Annotated in this window: 13 protein-coding genes, 16 tRNA genes and 3 rRNA genes; 23 read left to right on the forward strand and 9 right to left on the reverse strand. The window is 51.6% G+C overall.

Annotation, left to right across the window (positions count from 1 at the left end):
- The first annotated feature begins 32 nt into the window (after nt 1-32).
- Together MKY59_RS01800 and MKY59_RS01805 are read left to right on the forward strand one after the other, a co-directional pair.
- A complete protein-coding gene (locus MKY59_RS01800) occupies nt 33-1,163 on the forward strand; it encodes a glycosyl hydrolase (RefSeq protein WP_339278303.1) in 1,131 nt (376 codons plus the stop codon).
- A gap of 335 nt (nt 1,164-1,498) precedes the next feature.
- Nucleotides 1,499-3,871, forward strand: a complete 2,373-nt coding sequence (locus tag MKY59_RS01805) for an Ig-like domain-containing protein (protein WP_339275703.1) — start codon at nt 1,499-1,501, stop codon at nt 3,869-3,871.
- Nucleotides 3,872-3,981: 110 nt separating this feature from the next.
- Here MKY59_RS01805 and MKY59_RS01810 read toward each other — a convergent pair whose 3' ends face one another.
- From MKY59_RS01810 to MKY59_RS01835, 6 genes are all read right to left on the reverse strand, one after another.
- Complete coding sequence (locus MKY59_RS01810) at nt 3,982-4,527, reverse strand: chromate transporter (RefSeq protein WP_236421543.1); 546 nt, start codon at nt 4,525-4,527, stop codon at nt 3,982-3,984.
- A 3-nt stretch (nt 4,528-4,530) separates the two neighbouring features.
- Nucleotides 4,531-5,118 carry a chromate transporter gene (locus MKY59_RS01815; protein WP_339275705.1) on the reverse strand — a complete coding sequence of 196 codons (588 nt, stop codon included), beginning with the start codon at nt 5,116-5,118 and terminating at the stop codon, nt 4,531-4,533.
- A gap of 12 nt (nt 5,119-5,130) precedes the next feature.
- Complete coding sequence (locus tag MKY59_RS01820) at nt 5,131-5,625, reverse strand: Lrp/AsnC family transcriptional regulator (protein ID WP_236421541.1); 495 nt, start codon at nt 5,623-5,625, stop codon at nt 5,131-5,133.
- Between the two features lie 236 nt (nt 5,626-5,861).
- Complete coding sequence (locus MKY59_RS01825; RefSeq protein ID WP_236421540.1) at nt 5,862-6,974, reverse strand: PAS domain-containing protein; 1,113 nt, start codon at nt 6,972-6,974, stop codon at nt 5,862-5,864.
- Nucleotides 6,967-7,617, reverse strand: coding sequence for a response regulator transcription factor (locus MKY59_RS01830; RefSeq protein WP_236421539.1), 651 nt, complete (start codon nt 7,615-7,617; stop codon nt 6,967-6,969). Before MKY59_RS01830 ends, MKY59_RS01825 begins: the two co-directional genes overlap by 8 nt.
- 146 nt (nt 7,618-7,763) lie before the next feature.
- Nucleotides 7,764-8,195 (reverse strand): GAF domain-containing protein, encoded by a 432-nt coding sequence (locus tag MKY59_RS01835; RefSeq protein ID WP_236421538.1) that lies wholly within the window; start codon nt 8,193-8,195, stop codon nt 7,764-7,766.
- 317 nt (nt 8,196-8,512) lie between these two features.
- On the opposite strand from MKY59_RS01835, the gene MKY59_RS01840 reads away from it, so the two are divergent.
- The gene (locus tag MKY59_RS01840; RefSeq protein ID WP_236421537.1) at nt 8,513-9,289 is read left to right on the forward strand and encodes a Crp/Fnr family transcriptional regulator; all 777 of its coding nucleotides are present in this window, start codon (nt 8,513-8,515) and stop codon (nt 9,287-9,289) included.
- 116 nt (nt 9,290-9,405) lie between these two features.
- Here the strand turns inward: MKY59_RS01840 and MKY59_RS01845 are convergent, their stop codons facing one another.
- The 3 genes from MKY59_RS01845 to MKY59_RS01855 all read right to left on the reverse strand — a co-directional run bounded on the left by MKY59_RS01845 (nt 9,406) and on the right by MKY59_RS01855 (nt 10,668).
- Nucleotides 9,406-9,945 (reverse strand): GNAT family protein, encoded by a 540-nt coding sequence (locus tag MKY59_RS01845; protein ID WP_236421536.1) that lies wholly within the window; start codon nt 9,943-9,945, stop codon nt 9,406-9,408.
- Between the two features lie 93 nt (nt 9,946-10,038).
- Nucleotides 10,039-10,194: a hypothetical protein gene (locus tag MKY59_RS01850; RefSeq protein ID WP_236421535.1), complete on the reverse strand. Its 156-nt coding sequence runs from the start codon at nt 10,192-10,194 to the stop codon at nt 10,039-10,041.
- A 177-nt stretch (nt 10,195-10,371) separates the two neighbouring features.
- Nucleotides 10,372-10,668 (reverse strand): hypothetical protein, encoded by a 297-nt coding sequence (locus MKY59_RS01855; RefSeq protein ID WP_339275709.1) that lies wholly within the window; start codon nt 10,666-10,668, stop codon nt 10,372-10,374.
- A 500-nt stretch (nt 10,669-11,168) separates the two neighbouring features.
- On the opposite strand from MKY59_RS01855, the gene MKY59_RS01860 reads away from it, so the two are divergent.
- The 20 genes from MKY59_RS01860 (at nt 11,169) to cdaS (ending at nt 18,968) form a co-directional block, all read left to right on the forward strand.
- Nucleotides 11,169-12,720: ribosomal RNA gene (locus MKY59_RS01860) — 16S ribosomal RNA — on the forward strand.
- Nucleotides 12,721-12,945: 225 nt separating this feature from the next.
- Nucleotides 12,946-15,871 (forward strand): 23S ribosomal RNA (locus MKY59_RS01865).
- Between the two features lie 75 nt (nt 15,872-15,946).
- A 5S ribosomal RNA gene (rrf, locus tag MKY59_RS01870) occupies nt 15,947-16,063 on the forward strand.
- Together the 16S, 23S and 5S rRNA genes with 16 tRNA genes alongside form the textbook arrangement of a ribosomal RNA operon.
- A 39-nt stretch (nt 16,064-16,102) precedes the next feature.
- Nucleotides 16,103-16,179 (forward strand) — tRNA-Ile (locus MKY59_RS01875).
- A gap of 34 nt (nt 16,180-16,213) precedes the next feature.
- A tRNA-Ala gene (locus MKY59_RS01880) sits at nt 16,214-16,289 on the forward strand.
- A 9-nt stretch (nt 16,290-16,298) separates the two neighbouring features.
- Nucleotides 16,299-16,370: transfer RNA gene (locus MKY59_RS01885), tRNA-Glu, on the forward strand.
- A gap of 20 nt (nt 16,371-16,390) precedes the next feature.
- Nucleotides 16,391-16,466, forward strand: a tRNA-Val gene (locus MKY59_RS01890).
- Nucleotides 16,467-16,471: 5 nt separating this feature from the next.
- Nucleotides 16,472-16,547: transfer RNA gene (locus MKY59_RS01895), tRNA-Thr, on the forward strand.
- Between the two features lie 10 nt (nt 16,548-16,557).
- Nucleotides 16,558-16,635 (forward strand) — tRNA-Asp (locus tag MKY59_RS01900).
- Between the two features lie 187 nt (nt 16,636-16,822).
- A tRNA-Phe gene (locus tag MKY59_RS01905) sits at nt 16,823-16,895 on the forward strand.
- Between the two features lie 11 nt (nt 16,896-16,906).
- Nucleotides 16,907-16,992, forward strand: a tRNA-Tyr gene (locus MKY59_RS01910).
- Nucleotides 16,993-17,001: 9 nt separating this feature from the next.
- Nucleotides 17,002-17,075 (forward strand) — tRNA-Trp (locus MKY59_RS01915).
- Nucleotides 17,076-17,092: 17 nt separating this feature from the next.
- Nucleotides 17,093-17,168, forward strand: a tRNA-Lys gene (locus MKY59_RS01920).
- A gap of 10 nt (nt 17,169-17,178) precedes the next feature.
- Nucleotides 17,179-17,266 (forward strand) — tRNA-Leu (locus MKY59_RS01925).
- Nucleotides 17,267-17,273: 7 nt separating this feature from the next.
- Nucleotides 17,274-17,348: transfer RNA gene (locus MKY59_RS01930), tRNA-Gly, on the forward strand.
- Nucleotides 17,349-17,353: 5 nt separating this feature from the next.
- Nucleotides 17,354-17,430, forward strand: a tRNA-Arg gene (locus tag MKY59_RS01935).
- Between the two features lie 13 nt (nt 17,431-17,443).
- Nucleotides 17,444-17,522 (forward strand) — tRNA-Leu (locus MKY59_RS01940).
- A gap of 6 nt (nt 17,523-17,528) precedes the next feature.
- Nucleotides 17,529-17,602: transfer RNA gene (locus MKY59_RS01945), tRNA-Pro, on the forward strand.
- 13 nt (nt 17,603-17,615) lie between these two features.
- Nucleotides 17,616-17,686 (forward strand) — tRNA-Gly (locus MKY59_RS01950).
- A gap of 652 nt (nt 17,687-18,338) precedes the next feature.
- Nucleotides 18,339-18,968, forward strand: a complete 630-nt coding sequence (cdaS, locus tag MKY59_RS01955) for a sporulation-specific diadenylate cyclase CdaS (protein WP_339275710.1) — start codon at nt 18,339-18,341, stop codon at nt 18,966-18,968.
- The last annotated feature ends 40 nt before the right edge of the window (nt 18,969-19,008 follow it).

Consider the following 19,008-nt stretch of genomic DNA (forward strand, 5'->3'; position numbering starts at 1 on the left):
AAAGATAAAGGGGGAGTATTACAATGGCAGCTATGGCAGAAGAAACGAATTGGGCAGAAGAGGCATGGCAGCAGGGAGTGCTTAAAACCGTCAGAAACGCGCAGCGGATCAAGGATACGTTCCCGCATACCTCGATTCAGGGGGAATATGACCAGAACGCGCCGGAGTGGTGGACGGCAGGGTTCTGGCCGGGACTGTTGTGGCTTGTGCAGAGGGAAGCGGGGACGGCTCAGGAAGCCGATTCATTGTACCGGATCGCGTTGAGTTGCGAAGAACAGCTGGAGGTCTGTTTGCGTGATCCGGATCTGGTGGATCACGACCTTGGCTTCGTCTGGCTGCTTAGCGGCGTTGCCCATTACCGCCAAACCGGAAACGCGGACGGACGGAGGCGCGGGCTGCTTGCGGCCAACCTGCTCGCCGCCCGCTTCCATGTGCGGGGACAGTTCATCCGTGCCTGGAATTTCGATTCGGCGGCCATGGATACGCGCGGCGTGGCGATTATCGACAGCATGATGAACCTGCCGCTGCTCTACTGGGCATCCGAGGAGAGCAGCGACCCGCGCTTCCGCTGGCTGGCCGAAGCGCATGCCGATACCGTCGCGCGCGAATTCGTCCGCGGCGACGGGTCCATCTGCCACGTGGTGGAATTCGATCCGACCACGGGGCAGAAGGTACGGGAGCATGGCGGGCAGGGCCATGCTCCGGGTTCCGCCTGGGCGCGCGGCAACGCTTGGGCGCTGTATGGGTTTGCGCTGTCTTTCCGGTACACGGGCGAAGCCCGCTATCTGGAGACAGCGGAGCGCGCGGCCGATGTCTTCCTCGCCATGCTCGGGGAAGACATCGTGCCGCCATGGGACTTTCGCGCACCTGCCGAGCATCAGGTGGCGTGGGACTCGTCCGCTGCGGCCATCGCTGCCAGCGGACTGTTGGAGCTGGCGAAGCTGTCGCCGCGAGGCGAGGGATATGCCGCAGCCGGAGAGCGCATCGCGCGCGGCTTATACGAGCGCTACAGCTCCGGGGCCTCGTCCGCGGAGGAGGGGCTGATCCTGCAGGGAACCGTGCATTACCCTGAACGGCGCGGCCTGAACGTGCCGATTATCTATGGCGACTACTTCTATATGGAAACGCTGGCGAAGCTGCGCGGGCGGGAAGGATGGTTCTGAATCCCAGGGCTTCAGCTTCATGGTTGTTCAGCCGAAGGGGCGAATATATGCAACCGTCAGGAGCGAGCGAGGCATCCCATGTCGCATGGCCTGTTTATATGTTCTGTAGGGAGAGCTGTCTTTCGGGACGGCTCTTTCGCTTGGGCCAAACTTGCGGTATTTCCGGATCAGATATGCGCGGATCACAGGCATGCTGGGCATACATGCGGTTCCCTTAAGAAGACGGCTGCTTTTCGTGTTGTTTTCCTAAAAATCCACCGAAAGTCTAAACATCTGGAAAGTTCATGCCGACATTAAAGATATGGAAAAAAATGATCGCATTCAGGGGGGAAATGATGTTTAAGCCAAGATGGACCAAGTACATGGTGTTGATGCTGGTAATGATTTTGAGTATTTCCAACGTAGGCATGGTCGCTGCGGCAGACAAAGAGTTGTCCAAAATCGTCTTATCCAAGAATGAGCTGTCTCTTGAAGTGGGTGACTCCGGTTCAGTGACGGTGACGGGTGTATATAGCGATAATTCGTCGGCAAGCGTAACGCTCGGCTCCGATTGGAGCAGTAATTCGGATGCTATTGCTTCCGTGTATAGCGGGACGATTACAGCCAAAAAAGAAGGAGAAGCTACAATTACGGCTACGTATCAAGGTAAAAGCCAAACGTTGACCGTGCATGTCACGAAAAAGGTCAAAGCACTGTCCAAGAACGTGCAGACCCTTGATTTGCGGACCGGCGACACCAAAGAGATCGCCCTGACGGCAACGTACAGCGACAACTCGACAGATACCGAAGCTTCCAAAATTGCGGAATGGTCTTCCGACAACGAGAAGGTTGCTACGGTCGTCAACGGCAAAGTTACCGGACAAAGCGCCGGTACGGCAGTAATTACGGGTAAAGTCGGTAAACAAAGCGTCACCGTGGATGTCAACGTCGAGGTTGTTAAACGTGTCGATGTGGACAAAAAGAAAATCAGCTTGCTGTTGGACAAAAGTGAAGATGTCAAACTGACAGCGACCTATCCGGACGGTTCCACCAAAGACGTTACGACGCTGGCCGAGTGGACATCCAGCAATGAGAAAGTGGCTGACGCCATTCAAGGCAAAATCACCGGTTATGCTGCCGGTTCTGCGAAAATTACGGCAAGCTATGGTACCAAATCGGTAACGATCGATGTAGACGTAGACCTGACAAGCAAGATCAGCGTGGAGAAACAAAGCATTTTCTTCCGCCTGGCCGATACCAATAAAACGGCAAGCATGACTCTGACCGCTTCGTATCCAAACAGTGCGGATGTAGACGTGACCACTCAAGCCGAGTGGACTTCCAGCAACGAGAAAGTAGCCACCGTGTACCAAGGCAAAATTACGGCGGTGGGTGCAGGATCGACTACAATTAAAGCAAAATACGGGGATAAATCGGTGGAAATCGCCGTAGACGTGGATACGGCACGATATCTCGACATTAAAGGCGTAGAAGAAAAATTGACGATGAGTCTCGGGGATTCCACCAAAACCAAGACGCTTGAAGCCAAAGCGGAATATATCGATGGCAGCACAGAGGACGTGACTAAAAAAGCAACCTGGACATCCAGCGATGCGGACGTAGTTTACGTTTCCGAAGGCGACTTGATCGCTTACAAATCCGGTACGGCAACAATTACCGTGGCATACGGCGGCAAAACATCCAAATTCACCGTGAATGTGGACGTTCCGGACAAGTATCAAATGGAACAGAAAAAGGCTTCCGTTTCCGTTGGCGGCAAATTTAACGCCAAAGTACTTGCCGTCTACGGCGAAACGTCCAAGGACGTGTCCGAGGAGGCGGAGTGGAGCAGCAGCAGCGAGAAAATCGCTGAGGTCGACAGCAAAGGTGTCGTTACCGGTGTTGCAGTAGGTAAAGCAACCATCACCGCCAAAATCGGCGGAAAATCCCTTACGCTGCCGGTTGAAGTTGGCATGGCCAGCGGACTTGAAGCAGATTTGAACTATGTGGTGATGTCCGCCAAAGAAACCCAGCAAATCGTGTTGACGGCAACGGACGAGAATGGATTGACGCAGGTGGTAACGACGGAAGCCACTTGGAAATCGAGCAACTCCCGCGTTGCTGACGTCAAGAAAGGCGTTATTACGGCTAACGCGAGCGGTAAAGCGAACATCACGGCTGAATACGGCTCACAAAAAGTGACGATTCAAGTAGAAGTGGACGTGATTACCCGCCTCGTGGCTTCCGTTCCGGCATTGTCCATGAAATCCGGAGATTCGGGAGAGATCACCGTGACCGCAATCCTGGGCGATGGCACCGAGCGGGATGTAACCGACAAAGCCGACTGGAAGACAAATAGTTACAAGGTTGCTCAAGTAAGCAAAGGCAAGGTAAAGGCCGTCGGTTACGGCAAAGCGAAAGTAACCGCCAAATACGGCAGCAAATCGGTGAGCGTCGCCGTTGACGTAGATACGCTCAAGTATTTGCAAACCGATAAAGTAACGCTTACGATGAAACCGGGCGACAAAGTGACGGTAGTAGCTACCGCAACTTATGCGGACGGATCGGAAGCCGACGTATCCAAGCCGGCCCTATGGACGTCTTCCAAGATTGCCGCCGCAACCGTGAAGGATGGCGTCATTCAAGCAAACGGCAAAGGGAAAGCGACGATTACCGTGAGCTTTGCCGGCAAAAAAACCAAAGTGACGGTTATTGTAGAGGCGAAGTAATGCGAGCATTACCCGCATTCACATGCACCGACTAGAAAAGATAAAGAAAAAGGGTACTCGCATTAGGCGGGTACCCCTTTTTGCATTGGAACGTATGCAGCAACTTATAACTACATCGTATGGGACAAAACCAAGGCGCCGTATGCAAAAGCAATAACGATGAGAATGGCGGGATGCAGCTTGGTTTTGGTCATGACCCATAGCGAAATGCCTGAAATGATTAACGTTTGCCAGATGCCGATCGAATTCGCGGATACTTGCCCGAACTCCCAGGTGAGCAGGATCATAAGTACGGCAATGACTGGCTGCACGAGCAAGGTCATGCCTTTTACTTTAGGCGAGGTCCGGTATTTGTTGAGCAGTCTGAGCAGCAAAATCAAAGCGGCTGCCGACGGCACGATCGTGGCAAAGCTGGCAATGATTGCGCCGAACCAGCCTGCCACCTGATAGCCGACAAAGGCGGCGATTTTGGTAGCGATCGGACCGGGGAGCGCATTGCCGATGGCGAGCACGTCACCGAACTGTTCGCTGGTCATCCAGCCGTAATGGTTGACGACCTCTTCCTGCATCAAAGGGATGGAAGCCGGGCCGCCCCCGTAACCGAGCACGTTGGCCACGAAAAATCCCCAAAACAATTCCCACCAAGTCTGAATCATCGGTTAGGACACCTCCTTGTCGGAGCTGCGCTTTGCTTTGTAGCGCTGAACGAGATCCAGATGGAAGACGCCATACCCGAGAAATACCGCAACAACGATGCCTGGATGAATGTCGAGCAGCTGCAGCAGCACGAAGGCAATGACGCCGAACAGGATGGCGAATATTTTGCCAAGGCCTGACCATGCCTTTTTGGCAAATTCATAGGCCATCATGCCGAGCATGACGAAAATGACCGGGCGAACCGCCGCAACCATGCCGGCGACCACTTTGGATTCACGCAGGGCATACATGGAGCCGAGCAGGGCGATGATAGCGATGCTCGTAGGCAGAATATGTGCCAACACGGAGACGATAGCGCCTAAGACGCCTTGTTTTTTATATCCCAGATAAGCAGCCATCTTCGTGGCGATCGGTCCGGGGAGGGCATTCGCAATGGCCAGAATCTCGCCGAATTCGTCGTCGCTAACCCATTTGTATCTGACGACCGCTTCATAACGAATTAACGGAATAACCGATGGCCCCCCGCCGTAACCAAGAATGCCGGTCCTAACCATGCCTGCGATGAGACCGCTGTAAACCTTCCAACTCATGCTGTTATCCTCCTACAGTCTCATGCCCATTCGGCTTTTGTAACGCTTCAGAAGCAATTGGGATTCTACTTTGACGATGCCAGGCATCTTATACAGCTTCTCCAGCAAAAACTGCTCCATCTCTTCCATGTCGGCGAAAATGCCATGCATATGCAGCGTGCTGGGCCCGGTCATATGATACAGGCTGGTCACCGCCGGCTCTTCATCAAGCTTTTCGGCGACTTCGTCGAGAAACGGAGGCTCTACGTCTACATTGAAAAAAGCCGAGACCTGCATTCCGACCTTGACGGGATTGATCACGACAGTAAAGCGTTCGATGATGCCTTTTTCGGATAAAGCATTAATGCGGGCTTGGACGGCTACGCGCGACAAACCGATTTGTTGCCCCAGGTCCGTATACGAAATCCGGCTGTTCTGATGGAGGGCGGCCAGTATTTTTCGATCCATGGCATCCAGGTTGTGCATGAGCGGAATTTCTCTTCCTTCCGAAGAGCGCTTGTTAGTCATCAACGATCCTTCTTTCTCTGTCATTTTGTTGCGTTATATTTGAAAATCAACAAATGGAAAGACATTTTGCATGCAGCATCCATATTTTACTGACGAATCGTAATGCCAGTCAATTCATTTATTGAAAATGTGAATTTATTCCGAATTCCGGTTTGCAATTTGTAACCTATACCAAAGTAAAAAAACCGCCTGCGGTTCCATGCCGCAAGCAGCTCATTCCGTTAGAAGAACATGCTCTATTCCGTCTTTTTGGGGAGATAAAGGGTTACGGTGGTACCTTCCCCCGGATCGGAAGTCACCTTTAATGTGCCTCCTGCTCCGCGTGCCCGTTCCTCCATGCTGAACAGTCCGACGCCGTTGCCGGCCGTCGATGCGCTGAACCCTGCGCCGTGGTCGGCAATGGTAGCGACGATGGCCTCTGCAGTATCCTCCACGCTAACTGCCGCTTCCGAGACATCCGCGTATTTCGCGATATTGGTCAATGCCTCCTGGATAATGCGGTACATCGCTATTTCGCGGCTCGTATCCAGCCGACCGCGCAAATTGCAATCCAATTGAACGTTAATGCCATAATGGCGGGTGTAATTTTCAACATAAGTCCGGATTGCAGGAACGACGCCGAGATCATCGAGCACGGAGGGCCGCAGTTCCCAGGCCATGCCGCGGACGTCTTCCATGATGCCGGTAACCTGTTTTCTCAACGCTTCCACGCCTGGATGAGGCTGGTCGGCCAGCAGTCGATCCATTTGGATGACGAGGGAGAACAGGCTTTGGCCGATGCCGTCATGCAGTTCCCTCGAAATGCGGAGCCGTTCTTCCTCTTGAATGTTCATGACCTGGGTCATCATTTGCTGCAGTTCAGCTTCCACCGTTTTCAGTTTGGTGACCTCGCTGCGCACTGCGAGATATTGATAAGGCTTTCCTTCGTTGTCCAGAAAAGGCACGATGGTTGTGTTTACCCAATAATAGCTGCCGTCCTTGGCCCGGTTGCGTATTTCGCCATTCCATACCTGCCCGGAAGAGATCGTTTCCCACAGATTTTTCATGAAAAGTTTGCCGTGATAACCGGAATTAATGATCCGGTGATCCTGGCCGATCAGCTCTTCCCGCCGATACTGCGAAATCTCGCAGAACTTGTCGTTAACGTACTGGATTTTACCCCGGCTGTTTGTCAGTGCCACGATGGACGATTCATCCAACGCAAACTTCAAGTCGCTGAGTTGATGCAGGGAACCCTTCAGCCTGCTGCGGAATTCAGGATCGGCAATGTGGTTGTCGATCACTTCAAGCAGCTCGCGAACCGGTTGATCGGCCAGATTGCTGAGTCGGTTTGGACGCGCACTACTCAAAGTTCAACAGCCCCTTTTTCATTGCAAATTTGACGAGTTCCGGCCTGGTGCGCAATCCGAGTTTCTCCATTAAATTGCTTTTGTGCGTTTCGACCGTTTTGACGCTGATCACCAGATGCTCGGCAATCTCCTTGTTGGCGTAACCTTTGGCGATCCACGACAAAATCTCTTTCTCCCGTTCGGACAGCGTGTCGTACGGCCCGGCGTTCTCCTGCTTGGCTTTATCGAGGTATTCGCTCATCAGCCGTTTGGTTGCGCTTGGATACAGATAGGCGCTTCCTTCTGCAACCGAGCGTATAGCAGCTAACAGCTCCTCGTGCGGAGCGCTTTTGAGTATGTATCCGGATGCTCCGGCATGGATGGCACGGAACAGATATTCTTCGTCATCATGCATGGTCAGTATTAGAATGGACAGATCCGGCATAATTTTTTTCAGCTCGGCGGTTGCCGTCAATCCATCTTTGCCCGGCGGCATGCTGAAATCCATCAACACCACGTCGGGTTTCAATTCCTGAGCCTTTGAGATGGCTTCGTCACCGTCTGCTGCATCGCCAACGATGCGTATGTCATTTTTTCCGTCAAGCAGCGCGATCAGACCTGAGCGTACAACAACGTGGTCGTCTACGACCAACAAACGAATCACATCAATTCCTCCTGTTCCTTTGCATATTGCTGTCCTTATCATACCAAAAAAGCGAGGTACCCAGAGTTTGATTCTTCGAATCTTTCATCTAAAAAGCCTCGTTATCCCTTAGCGGGATAACGAGGCTTGGTTGGCAACCGACGTCTTCAGGCATACATTAGCGTTTGCAATTCCCTGCTTGCCTGCTCGGTCAGTTGAATAACATCCGGCGAAAAGCTGCAGGGCTGTCTGTTTCCGAGAAGAATGACGGCATCCGGGACGCTGCTCTTCTCAAAAATAGGTACGACGACCGCGCTGACCAGCCGCTCGGCAAGCATCAATGGGCAGCGCCCGGGAAGACGGTCGCCTGAAGTCCGTCCATCGGATATGGCGGTACGTCCGGTCCGAAGCGCCGTGCCCACGAGATCCTGGCCTGGCCGCATGTGCATCCGCTTCACGCGTTCATTGCTTGCGCCCGACGTGAACTTCCAATGAAGCATTGCTCCGGACAAGCAAGCCAATCCACAGAAGTCGCTGGATGTATGCTCGCGCAAATGATCGACGATCTCCTGAATGTCGAATGAAAACTCATCATGCATGAGAAGACACTTCCTTTTTGAAATGCTACCTTCGATGGTTCCTTACTATATATTGTAGGCAATTCGGAAGGCCTTGTAATTCAGGGAAAACCCCTATTTAAATCTGCGTATTTACCGATTATGGCATTGAAAAGACAGAGAAGCCGCATTCTACGCGAAGATGCAGACACCCTTGCCAATGCGGACCATTAACCGATGTGACATTTCTCACAGCAAATTCAGGGAATTTATCGCAGAGGTTCAGGTAATCCCCTGATAACCAATCCTGTATTTTCGCGGTATGATGGAATCATAAGGAAACACGAGGAGGAACAGTCATGAGTACGGTATTCGTGGAAAGAGGAACCCGAGCTACGGGACAGGAACCAACGGAGGGGAACAAAATGGTGCGGGAGACAGGTGGGATACTTTCGTTTGTTACAGCCGAGCAGTGGTCGTGGATTGAGGCGAAAATGCAATCCAAACGGGTTAAGGCCGGTTATAGCCTCTTTCTGGAAGGTGATGAAGCCGGATATCTGTACTACCTCCGCTCAGGCCGGGTGAAAATGACCAAATCGACGGAAGACGGGAAAGAAATCATTTTGTCGATCCAGCAGAAAGGTGATTTGATCGGGGAATTCGGCGGCATCGGTGGTCAAACGCATAGCTATAGCGCGGAAATGACGGAAAAAGGGGAATTGGCGATCATTTCGCTCGGCGACCTGGAAGGCGTTCTTAGCAAACATGGCGATCTCGCGCTGAAGTTTTTGCAATGGATGGCACTTTCGCAACGAATCACCCAGTCGCGTTTTCGCGACCTGCTCTTGTACGGCAAGGCGGGTGCGCTTGCTTCGACACTGATCCGTGCCAGCAACTCGTATGGTCGATTTACGCCGGAGGGAATTGTGCTGGACATGAAACTGAACCATACCGAGTTGGCCGAAATGATCGGCGCTACGCGGGAAAGCGTCACACGTATGCTTGGTGCATGGAAGGAGCAGGGGACGCTGGATACGCAGGACGGAAAGTTAATGATCCGCGATCTTGGAGCTCTGCGCAGCATGTGCGGATGCCCGACGTTTCCGAGCTGTCCGGAAGAGATGTGTCGCTTGTAACAGGAAATAGATTGGATGTATCTGCTTTGTTTTGATGGCGATTGGGGTCGCATCGGATAAATTGGAGGAGGGCTGATATTCGCTTGAGCGGGTGTCAGCCCTTTTCTGGATTGGTTTTATTCGACAGGGCTTCGACCATACTCACTGGCGAGAATCGAATACAGCAAAGAATCATGATAGGCGCCTTTGAAATGCCAATGTTCCCGAAGCAGGCCTTCGCGCTGCATGCCGATTCTCTTCATAACCTGCTCGGACGCTCTGTTGGCTGGGCGGCAGGTAGCGAAAACACGGTGAACGCCCAGTGTATTGAATCCATAATCGAGAAGAGCCATAGCGGCTTCGGTAGCGTACCCTTTTCCGTGATGCTCAGGGTGAAGCACGTAACCCAGCTCGGCATTTGTTTTCTCGATAAAAATGGCCACCGAGCCGATCATCAGATCCTGATCTTTTATACAAACGGCGAGCTCGTATGCATTCCTTGGTGATTGCTGCTGCTGAGTTAGAACATGATGGATGTATTGATGGGTGTCCTCTTCCGTGTTCGGTCCCCAAGAAGCATATTTGGCAACTTCGGGCAAGGATGAATACGAATGCACATGTTCCCAATCGGACTGGAGCATATCGCGGATGACCAAACGTTCGGTTTCAAGTTTCATGTCAATCTCCTTTCTTACATATAATGATATAAAAATAACCCATGAATCGATTCGGGTAAAGAACCGTTCATGGGTAGGTATGCAAGAGTAAAACTATCTCATGGGTTTGCATTGATCGGCAGGATACTTGTAGGCAAGCTTGCGGGTGATTTCTTTTTGCCATCTCGTATCCCCAAGCTGGATTGCCAGATTCAGAAGGTCGAGATAATCATCAAGCTGCAGCGTGGCTTTTTGCATGTCGGTATTCATTCGATATTCGTACCCCTTTATCTATGTGTTCAGAAATCATATGCATAGTTAATAAGTAACAGAACGACTATAATAATGATAATCATTATCAAAATATATGTCTATTATGCAATGAACGGTTATAAAAAGCAATGGCGATCAGCAAAAATGGATGCATTTTTTTGAGGAGATCATCCATTATCTTTGTGAGCCGGTTAAACGTAGGCACATCCAGATGAGGTAAGGGGCATAGACGCCGAGATAGGCTGCGGGAAAGAGAAACCACGCATCTAGCAATAAATGATGAATATCAGTCGTAAAGGTAGTGTTGTGGGCATTGGTAGCATACACGTCTCCGGCAATGACTGCAGCCATACTATAGAAGGATAACAGAGCGAGAACGTGAAATAAGCGTTCCAGGAATGCGATTCGGCGAGCTAGCCAAAACATCAAAATAGGAACGATGACGATTAATAGTAAAAAAACGAGTTTCATAGGCAGCATCTCCTTAAATATAGTGGGGGAGGTGTTGAATATTATCTAGTATCGACAAGAAAAGATAGAGCATACATGGTCTATTTTAAATCGTTGTTAGAAAATGACAGGTAAAAAAGATTATTTAAGTATTGCAATTATTCTATCAGCGTGGTATATTCTAATTCCGGCCAAGAAAACACCGAGAAACATGGTGCGGCAAGCAAAGCAAATAAGCTTCGAAAAAAGAAACTTAAAAAAATGCTTGCAAATTTGGTTCGGATGTGATAAGATATAAGAGTTGCTAAGGACAACAACTTAGTAACGAAAACGAAGTTTGATCTTTGAAAACTGAACAACGAGTGAGTAATGCGAGGGTTTTTGGTACATGTCGTATGACTGTATGAAAACCGGAGCAATATTGAGATATTTTATCTCGTCAGATTCAAAATGAGCTAATCGCTCTTTTCAATACCTCAGATGATTTTCATCACGATTAACCTCGTGACCGAAATTCATCTTTATTGGAGAGTTTGATCCTGGCTCAGGACGAACGCTGGCGGCATGCCTAATACATGCAAGTCGAGCGGAGTTGATAGGAAGCTTGCTTCCTTGATGCTTAGCGGCGGACGGGTGAGTAACACGTAGGCAACCTGCCCTCAAGCTTGGGACAACTACCGGAAACGGTAGCTAATACCGAATACTTGTTTTCTTCGCCTGAAGAGAACTGGAAAGACGGAGCAATCTGTCACTTGAGGATGGGCCTGCGGCGCATTAGCTAGTTGGTGAGGTAACGGCTCACCAAGGCGACGATGCGTAGCCGACCTGAGAGGGTGATCGGCCACACTGGGACTGAGACACGGCCCAGACTCCTACGGGAGGCAGCAGTAGGGAATCTTCCGCAATGGGCGAAAGCCTGACGGAGCAATGCCGCGTGAGTGATGAAGGTTTTCGGATCGTAAAGCTCTGTTGCCAGGGAAGAACGTCCTTGAGAGTAACTGCTCAAGGAGTGACGGTACCTGAGAAGAAAGCCCCGGCTAACTACGTGCCAGCAGCCGCGGTAATACGTAGGGGGCAAGCGTTGTCCGGAATTATTGGGCGTAAAGCGCGCGCAGGCGGTCATTTAAGTCTGGTGTTTAATCCCGGGGCTCAACCCCGGATCGCACTGGAAACTGGATGACTTGAGTGCAGAAGAGGAGAGTGGAATTCCACGTGTAGCGGTGAAATGCGTAGAGATGTGGAGGAACACCAGTGGCGAAGGCGACTCTCTGGGCTGTAACTGACGCTGAGGCGCGAAAGCGTGGGGAGCAAACAGGATTAGATACCCTGGTAGTCCACGCCGTAAACGATGAATGCTAGGTGTTAGGGGTTTCGATACCCTTGGTGCCGAAGTTAACACATTAAGCATTCCGCCTGGGGAGTACGGTCGCAAGACTGAAACTCAAAGGAATTGACGGGGACCCGCACAAGCAGTGGAGTATGTGGTTTAATTCGAAGCAACGCGAAGAACCTTACCAGGTCTTGACATCCCTCTGACCGGTGTAGAGATACACCTTTCCTTCGGGACAGAGGAGACAGGTGGTGCATGGTTGTCGTCAGCTCGTGTCGTGAGATGTTGGGTTAAGTCCCGCAACGAGCGCAACCCTTGATCTTAGTTGCCAGCACTTCGGGTGGGCACTCTAAGGTGACTGCCGGTGACAAACCGGAGGAAGGTGGGGATGACGTCAAATCATCATGCCCCTTATGACCTGGGCTACACACGTACTACAATGGCCGGTACAACGGGCCGCGAAGCCGCGAGGTGGAGCTAATCCTAAAAAGCCGGTCTCAGTTCGGATTGCAGGCTGCAACTCGCCTGCATGAAGTCGGAATTGCTAGTAATCGCGGATCAGCATGCCGCGGTGAATACGTTCCCGGGTCTTGTACACACCGCCCGTCACACCACGAGAGTTTACAACACCCGAAGTCGGTGGGGTAACCGCAAGGAGCCAGCCGCCGAAGGTGGGGTAGATGATTGGGGTGAAGTCGTAACAAGGTAGCCGTATCGGAAGGTGCGGCTGGATCACCTCCTTTCTATGGAGAATCGTCTTCTGCGATGAAGACATTCAAATTTAAAATCTAGCCAGGTCGGCTAGTGACTCACTCGTTGCTCAGTTTTGAGAGTTCAAACTCTCATGATTGTTCCTTGAAAACTGGATATCGAAACGAAAAATGCGAATTAGAACATTCCTTTTAGCTGAACTTGTGTCAAAACAAGTTTATATATTAGCGAAAACTGCATTGCTCATCCGAGCAATTGGTTAAGCTACTAAGAGCACACGGAGGATGCCTAGGCGCTAGGAGCCGATGAAGGACGTGGCGAACAACGATACTGCCTCGGGGAGCTGTAAGCAAGCTTTGATCCGGGGATGTCCGAATGGGGAAACCCAGCTGGCGTAATACCCAGTTACTCTTGTCTGAATACATAGGGCAGGAGAGGCATACCAGGGGAACTGAAACATCTAAGTACCCTGAGGAAGAGAAAACAATAGTGATTCCGTCAGTAGCGGCGAGCGAACGCGGAACAGCCCAAACCAGGGAGCTTGCTCTCTGGGGTTGTGGGACGTCTCACATGGAGTTACAAAGGAGCCGGTTAAACGAAGAGGTCTGGAAAGGCCCGCCATAGAAGGTAAAAGCCCTGTAATTGAAAGTCTGCTCCCTCCGAGACGGATCCCGAGTAGTGCGGGGCACGTGAAACCCCGTATGAATCCGGCAGGACCATCTGCCAAGGCTAAATACTTCCTAGCGACCGATAGTGAAGCAGTACCGTGAGGGAAAGGTGAAAAGCACCCCGGAAGGGGAGTGAAATAGAACCTGAAACCGTGTGCTTACAAGAAGTCAGAGCCCGATCTATGGGTGATGGCGTGCCTTTTGTAGAATGAACCGGCGAGTTACGTTCCCGTGCAAGGTTAAGGTGAGAAGCCGGAGCCGCAGCGAAAGCGAGTCTGAATAGGGCGACATAGTACGTGGACGTAGACCCGAAACCGGGTGATCTACCCCTGTCCAGGGTGAAGGTGCGGTAACACGCACTGGAGGCCCGAACCCACGCACGTTGAAAAGTGCGGGGATGAGGTGGGGGTAGCGGAGAAATTCCAATCGAACTCGGAGATAGCTGGTTCTCCCCGAAATAGCTTTAGGGCTAGCCTCGGAAAACAGAGTCGTGGAGGTAGAGCACTGATTGGGTGCGGGGCCCGCAAGGGTTACCAAGCTCAGTCAAACTCCGAATGCCATAGACTTACTTCCGGGAGTCAGACAGTGAGTGCTAAGATCCATTGTCAAAAGGGAAACAGCCCAGACCATCAGCTAAGGTCCCCAAGTGTGTGTTAAGTGGGAAAGGATGTGGAGTTGCACAGACAACCAGGATGTTGGCTTAGAAGCAGCCATCATTGAAAGAGTGCGTAATAGCTCACTGGTCGAGTGACTCTGCGCCGAAAATGTAACGGGGCTAAACACACCACCGAAGCTATGGCTTGATCTTATGATCAGGGGTAGGGGAGCGTTGTATGTACGTTGAAGGTGTACCGTAAGGAGCGCTGGAGAGCATACAAGTGAGAATGCCGGTATGAGTAACGAAAAGATCAGTGAGAATCTGATCCGCCGAAAGCCTAAGGGTTCCTGAGGAAGGCTCGTCCGCTCAGGGTAAGTCGGGACCTAAGGCGAGGCCGAAAGGCGTAGTCGAAGGACAACAGGTCGAAATTCCTGTACCACCGTAAATCGTTACGAGCGATGGGGGGACGCAGTAGGGTAGTGACGCAGGCTGATGGATGCCTGTCCAAGCAGTGAGGCTGGTTAGTAGGCAAATCCGCTAACCGCAAGGCTGAGCTGTGATGGGGAGTGAAAATTACAGTAGCGAAGGTCATGATCTCACACTGCCAAGAAAAGCCTCTAGCCAGATGAAGGTGCCCGTACCGCAAACCGACACAGGTAGGCGAGAAGAGAATTCTAAGGCGCGCGGAAGAACTCTCGTTAAGGAACTCGGCAAAATGACCCCGTAACTTCGGGAGAAGGGGTGCCCCGGTAGTGTGAATAGCACGAGGGGGCCGCAGTGAAAAGGCCCAAGCGACTGTTTAGCAAAAACACAGGTCTGTGCGAAGCCGTAAGGCGAAGTATACGGGCTGACGCCTGCCCGGTGCTGGAAGGTTAAGGGGAGCGGTTAGGGAGTAATCCCGAAGCTGTGAACCGAAGCCCCAGTAAACGGCGGCCGTAACTATAACGGTCCTAAGGTAGCGAAATTCCTTGTCAGGTAAATTCTGACCCGCACGAATGGCGTAACGACTTGGGCGCTGTCTCAACGAGAGATCCGGTGAAATTTTAATACCTGTGAAGATGCAGGTTACCCGCGACAAGACGGAAAGACCCCATGGAGCTTTACTGCAGCTTGATATTGAATTTGGGTACGATCTGTACAGGATAGGTGGGAGCCTGAGAAGCATGAGCGCCAGCTTGTGTGGAGGCACCGTTGGGATACCACCCTGATCGTATCTAGGTTCTAACCTGGTGCCCTAATCGGGTACGGGGACAGTGTCAGGTGGGCAGTTTGACTGGGGCGGTCGCCTCCTAAAGAGTAACGGAGGCGCCCAAAGGTTCCCTCAGAATGGTTGGAAATCATTCGAAGAGTGCAAAGGCATAAGGGAGCTTGACTGCGAGACCTACAAGTCGAGCAGGGACGAAAGTCGGGCTTAGTGATCCGGTGGTACCGCATGGAAGGGCCATCGCTCAACGGATAAAAGCTACCCTGGGGATAACAGGCTTATCTCCCCCAAGAGTCCACATCGACGGGGAGGTTTGGCACCTCGATGTCGGCTCATCGCATCCTGGGGCTGAAGTAGGTCCCAAGGGTTGGGCTGTTCGCCCATTAAAGCGGTACGCGAGCTGGGTTCAGAACGTCGTGAGACAGTTCGGTCCCTATCTGTCGTGGGCGTAGGAAATTTGAGAGGAGCTGTCCTTAGTACGAGAGGACCGGGATGGACGTACCGCTGGTGTACCAGTTGTTCCGCCAGGAGCACCGCTGGGTAGCTATGTACGGACGGGATAAGCGCTGAAAGCATCTAAGCGTGAAGCCCCCCTCAAGATGAGATTTCCCAGTATGTAAGACCCCTTGAAGACGACGAGGTAGATAGGCTGGGGGTGGAAGTGCAGCAATGCATGGAGCTGACCAGTACTAATCGGTCGAGGGCTTATCCAAGAAATGCAGGTTCTAAGATCGCAAGTTTCGTTTCGAATCCAGTTTTCAGAGAGCAATCTCTGAACTGAAAAATCGTTTGGTGGCGATGGCGGAGGGGTTCCACACGTTCCCATCCCGAACACGACCGTTAAGCCCTCTAGCGCCGATGGTACTTGGACCGCAGGGTCCTGGGAGAGTAGGAAGTCGCCAAGCGAAACCCCTTAAGGGGCTTTTTTTTCGCCTTATTTGCTTGGGCCCTTAGCTCAGTTGGTTAGAGCGCACCTCTGATAAGGGTGAGGTCGGTGGTTCGAGTCCACCAGGGCCCACCATTTAACTTACAAATCAATAAATCCTACATATTATGGGGCCATAGCTCAGCTGGGAGAGCGCCTGCCTTGCAAGCAGGAGGTCAGCGGTTCGATCCCGCTTGGCTCCACCATTATATCAAGGCCCGTTGGTCAAGGGGTTAAGACACCTCCCTTTCACGGAGGTAACAGGGGTTCGAATCCCCTACGGGTCATAGCAACTTTCTAAGAATGTGGAGGCTTAGCTCAGCTGGGAGAGCATCTGCCTTACAAGCAGAGGGTCGGGGGTTCGATCCCCTCAGCCTCCACCATATACGCCGGTGTAGCTCAACTGGTAGAGCAACTGACTTGTAATCAGTAGGTTGGGGGTTCAAGTCCTCTCGCCGGCACCATTTAGTGCCTGGAACCGTGGTGTAGTTGGCCTAACATGCCTGCCTGTCACGCAGGAGATCGCGGGTTCGAATCCCGTCGGTTCCGCCACTTGAATATTCATCAGGGATGAGAATCCGTAAATGGGTTCGTCGAAGCATTCACTTCGAAAGCATAAGCTGCGCAGTCTCGAACGAAGTGAGAGTATCTCGTCGGTTCCGTCACTTTGAATATTCATCAGGGATGGCAATTCGGTATTGGGTTTGTCAATTCCGCTTTTATCTTTATAAACGAATATGGCTCGGTAGCTCAGTCGGTAGAGCAGAGGACTGAAAATCCTCGTGTCGGCGGTTCGATTCCGTCCCGAGCCACCTTATATTGTGGAGGCTTAGCGAAGTGGCCAAACGCATCAGACTGTAAATCTGCTCCCGTACGGGTTCGGTGGTTCGAATCCATCAGCCTCCACCATTATTTTATAGGGGCATAGTTTAAAGGTAGAACAGCGGTCTCCAAAACCGTTAGTGTGGGTTCAATTCCTGCTGCCCCTGCCAGAGAATTTTTTTAGTAAGAGCCATTAGCTCAGTTGGTAGAGCACCTGACTTTTAATCAGGGTGTCGAAGGTTCGAGTCCTTCATGGCTCACCAGTTATATTATGCGGTCGTGGCGGAATTGGCAGACGCGCACGGTTCAGGTCCGTGTGGGCTAACCCCCCGTGGAGGTTCGAGTCCTCTCGACCGCACCAATCATATGCGGACGTGGCTCAGCGGTAGAGCATCGCCTTGCCAAGGCGAGGGTCGCGGGTTCGATTCCCGTCGTCCGCTCCAAATATGCGCCCTTAGCTCAGCTGGATAGAGCGTTTGACTACGAATCAAAAGGTCGGGAGTTCGAATCTCTCAGGGCGCGCCATTTAATTAAATAAGCCGGTGTGGCGGAATGGCAGACGCGCTCGACTCAAAATCGAGTGGGAAACCGTGGAGGTTCGAGTCCTCTCACCGGTATGTTTTCGGGATGTAGCTCAGCTTGGTAGAGCACCTGGTTTGGGACCAGGGGGTCGCATGTTCAAATCGTGTCATCCCGATTTTTTATAGGATGCGGGTGTAGTTCAATGGTAGAACTCCAGCCTTCCAAGCTGGTAGCGTGGGTTCGATTCCCATCACCCGCTTAAACTTTTTTTGAGACCCTTGTGCGACAAGGGTTTTTTCTTTGCTTAAATTTCGACATACTGATCTCGAAGCAGCGTGCCCGCGGTATGCCGTATCCTCAATCCTCGGAGCGATGCCGACCAGGGAGGAATATTCAATTCCACATCCTAGATTTCGGTATCTGTACCGGCCCATCCACAGTTCTGATTTTCGCCCGATCCTCCTAAAGAGTGGAACAACATATTATAAACGCAAAAAGAAATGTAGAAGTATTTAAGAATGCCACGATTCCTGGAGGCGAAGCGCTCGATCCTGGAACCCCAATAGTAGTCCAATTCGTCGTCTCTTAATGGTCTGTTTTTAAATTAATGCAAGAAGGATCTGCTTCGCATTTAGACGAGCGGGTCCTTTTCTCGATCTTGTGTACGTTTGACAACCATAGACTTCGACCATCACCCAACTTATATTTAAAACACAAAAAAGCTTTTGCGCTGCAAGGGCTTTTTTTGTTGCTTATAAATGATGTTCCACGGCTGATGAAAGAGCCTTTACTACGATGGCAAACAGATTATGCAGCATTGCATAGATTGAATGGGCTTATGGGCACGTTAATGAACATTAGGTACCGTGAACGTTGGAAAGGATGAAGACATCACGAAGGAGGAACATTCCATGATCCATCGGCAGGCAGATTGCGACAGTTCATCCATGCGGCAAAAATTGAAGGAGGATCTTCGGCGCGTGGCGAACCGCATGAATGAGACATTGACGCGTTTCGATCAGGATAGCGTCTGTTTGCTGGCACAGTTTGCGGAGATTCGGAACGAGATCAAGAGGGTCGAGGTGCTGGCTGCTTCCTTTTATCTGGACTGCTATTTGTCACCCTTCACGGAGAAATTTGCCGAACTGACGGTGAGTGTGCAGCATTTGTCGGATCGCAGATATGGTGCGTTGATTGTGATCGAACGCGAAATATCGCTTGAGAAGATTATCCATTCCGGCGTTGCCGTGGATGCGAAAGTCACGCATGCTTTGCTTGAGTCGCTTTTTATTCCGGGTGCTCCGTTACACGACGGTGCCGTGTTGATTCGCGGCAACCAGATCGTGTCGGCTGGCAACGTGCTTCCCGTCTCGCAGGCCGACGCCATTGGAGGAAAGTTGGGAACCCGTCACCGGGCCGCGTTGGGACTGAGTGAGCTGACGGACGCGATCGTGCTGGTCGTCTCCGAAGAGACGGGACAGGCTTCTTTTGCAGTCGACGGGGAGCTCCATCCAATCAACGTGATAGAGACGATTCAGTAAAGGTTAGGGCCTGCACGGAAAGGAAATATATTGCCCCCAG

This window comes from Paenibacillus sp. FSL W8-0426 (assembly GCF_037969725.1).
Lineage (GTDB): Bacteria > Bacillota > Bacilli > Paenibacillales > Paenibacillaceae > Paenibacillus > Paenibacillus hubeiensis.

Coding starts and splice junctions, on each gene's coding strand:
- MKY59_RS01800 (WP_339278303.1), top strand. CDS start 33: ATGGCAGAAGAAACGAATTGGGCAGAAGAGGCATGGCAGCAGGGAGTG.
- MKY59_RS01805 (WP_339275703.1), top strand. CDS start 1,499: ATGTTTAAGCCAAGATGGACCAAGTACATGGTGTTGATGCTGGTAATG.
- MKY59_RS01810 (WP_236421543.1), bottom strand. CDS start 4,527: ATGATTCAGACTTGGTGGGAATTGTTTTGGGGATTTTTCGTGGCCAAC.
- MKY59_RS01815 (WP_339275705.1), bottom strand. CDS start 5,118: ATGAGTTGGAAGGTTTACAGCGGTCTCATCGCAGGCATGGTTAGGACC.
- MKY59_RS01820 (WP_236421541.1), bottom strand. CDS start 5,625: ATGACTAACAAGCGCTCTTCGGAAGGAAGAGAAATTCCGCTCATGCAC.
- MKY59_RS01835 (WP_236421538.1), bottom strand. CDS start 8,195: ATGCATGATGAGTTTTCATTCGACATTCAGGAGATCGTCGATCATTTG.
- MKY59_RS01840 (WP_236421537.1), top strand. CDS start 8,513: ATGAGTACGGTATTCGTGGAAAGAGGAACCCGAGCTACGGGACAGGAA.
- MKY59_RS01845 (WP_236421536.1), bottom strand. CDS start 9,945: ATGAAACTTGAAACCGAACGTTTGGTCATCCGCGATATGCTCCAGTCC.
- MKY59_RS01850 (WP_236421535.1), bottom strand. CDS start 10,194: ATGAATACCGACATGCAAAAAGCCACGCTGCAGCTTGATGATTATCTC.
- MKY59_RS01855 (WP_339275709.1), bottom strand. CDS start 10,668: ATGAAACTCGTTTTTTTACTATTAATCGTCATCGTTCCTATTTTGATG.
- cdaS (WP_339275710.1), top strand. CDS start 18,339: ATGATCCATCGGCAGGCAGATTGCGACAGTTCATCCATGCGGCAAAAA.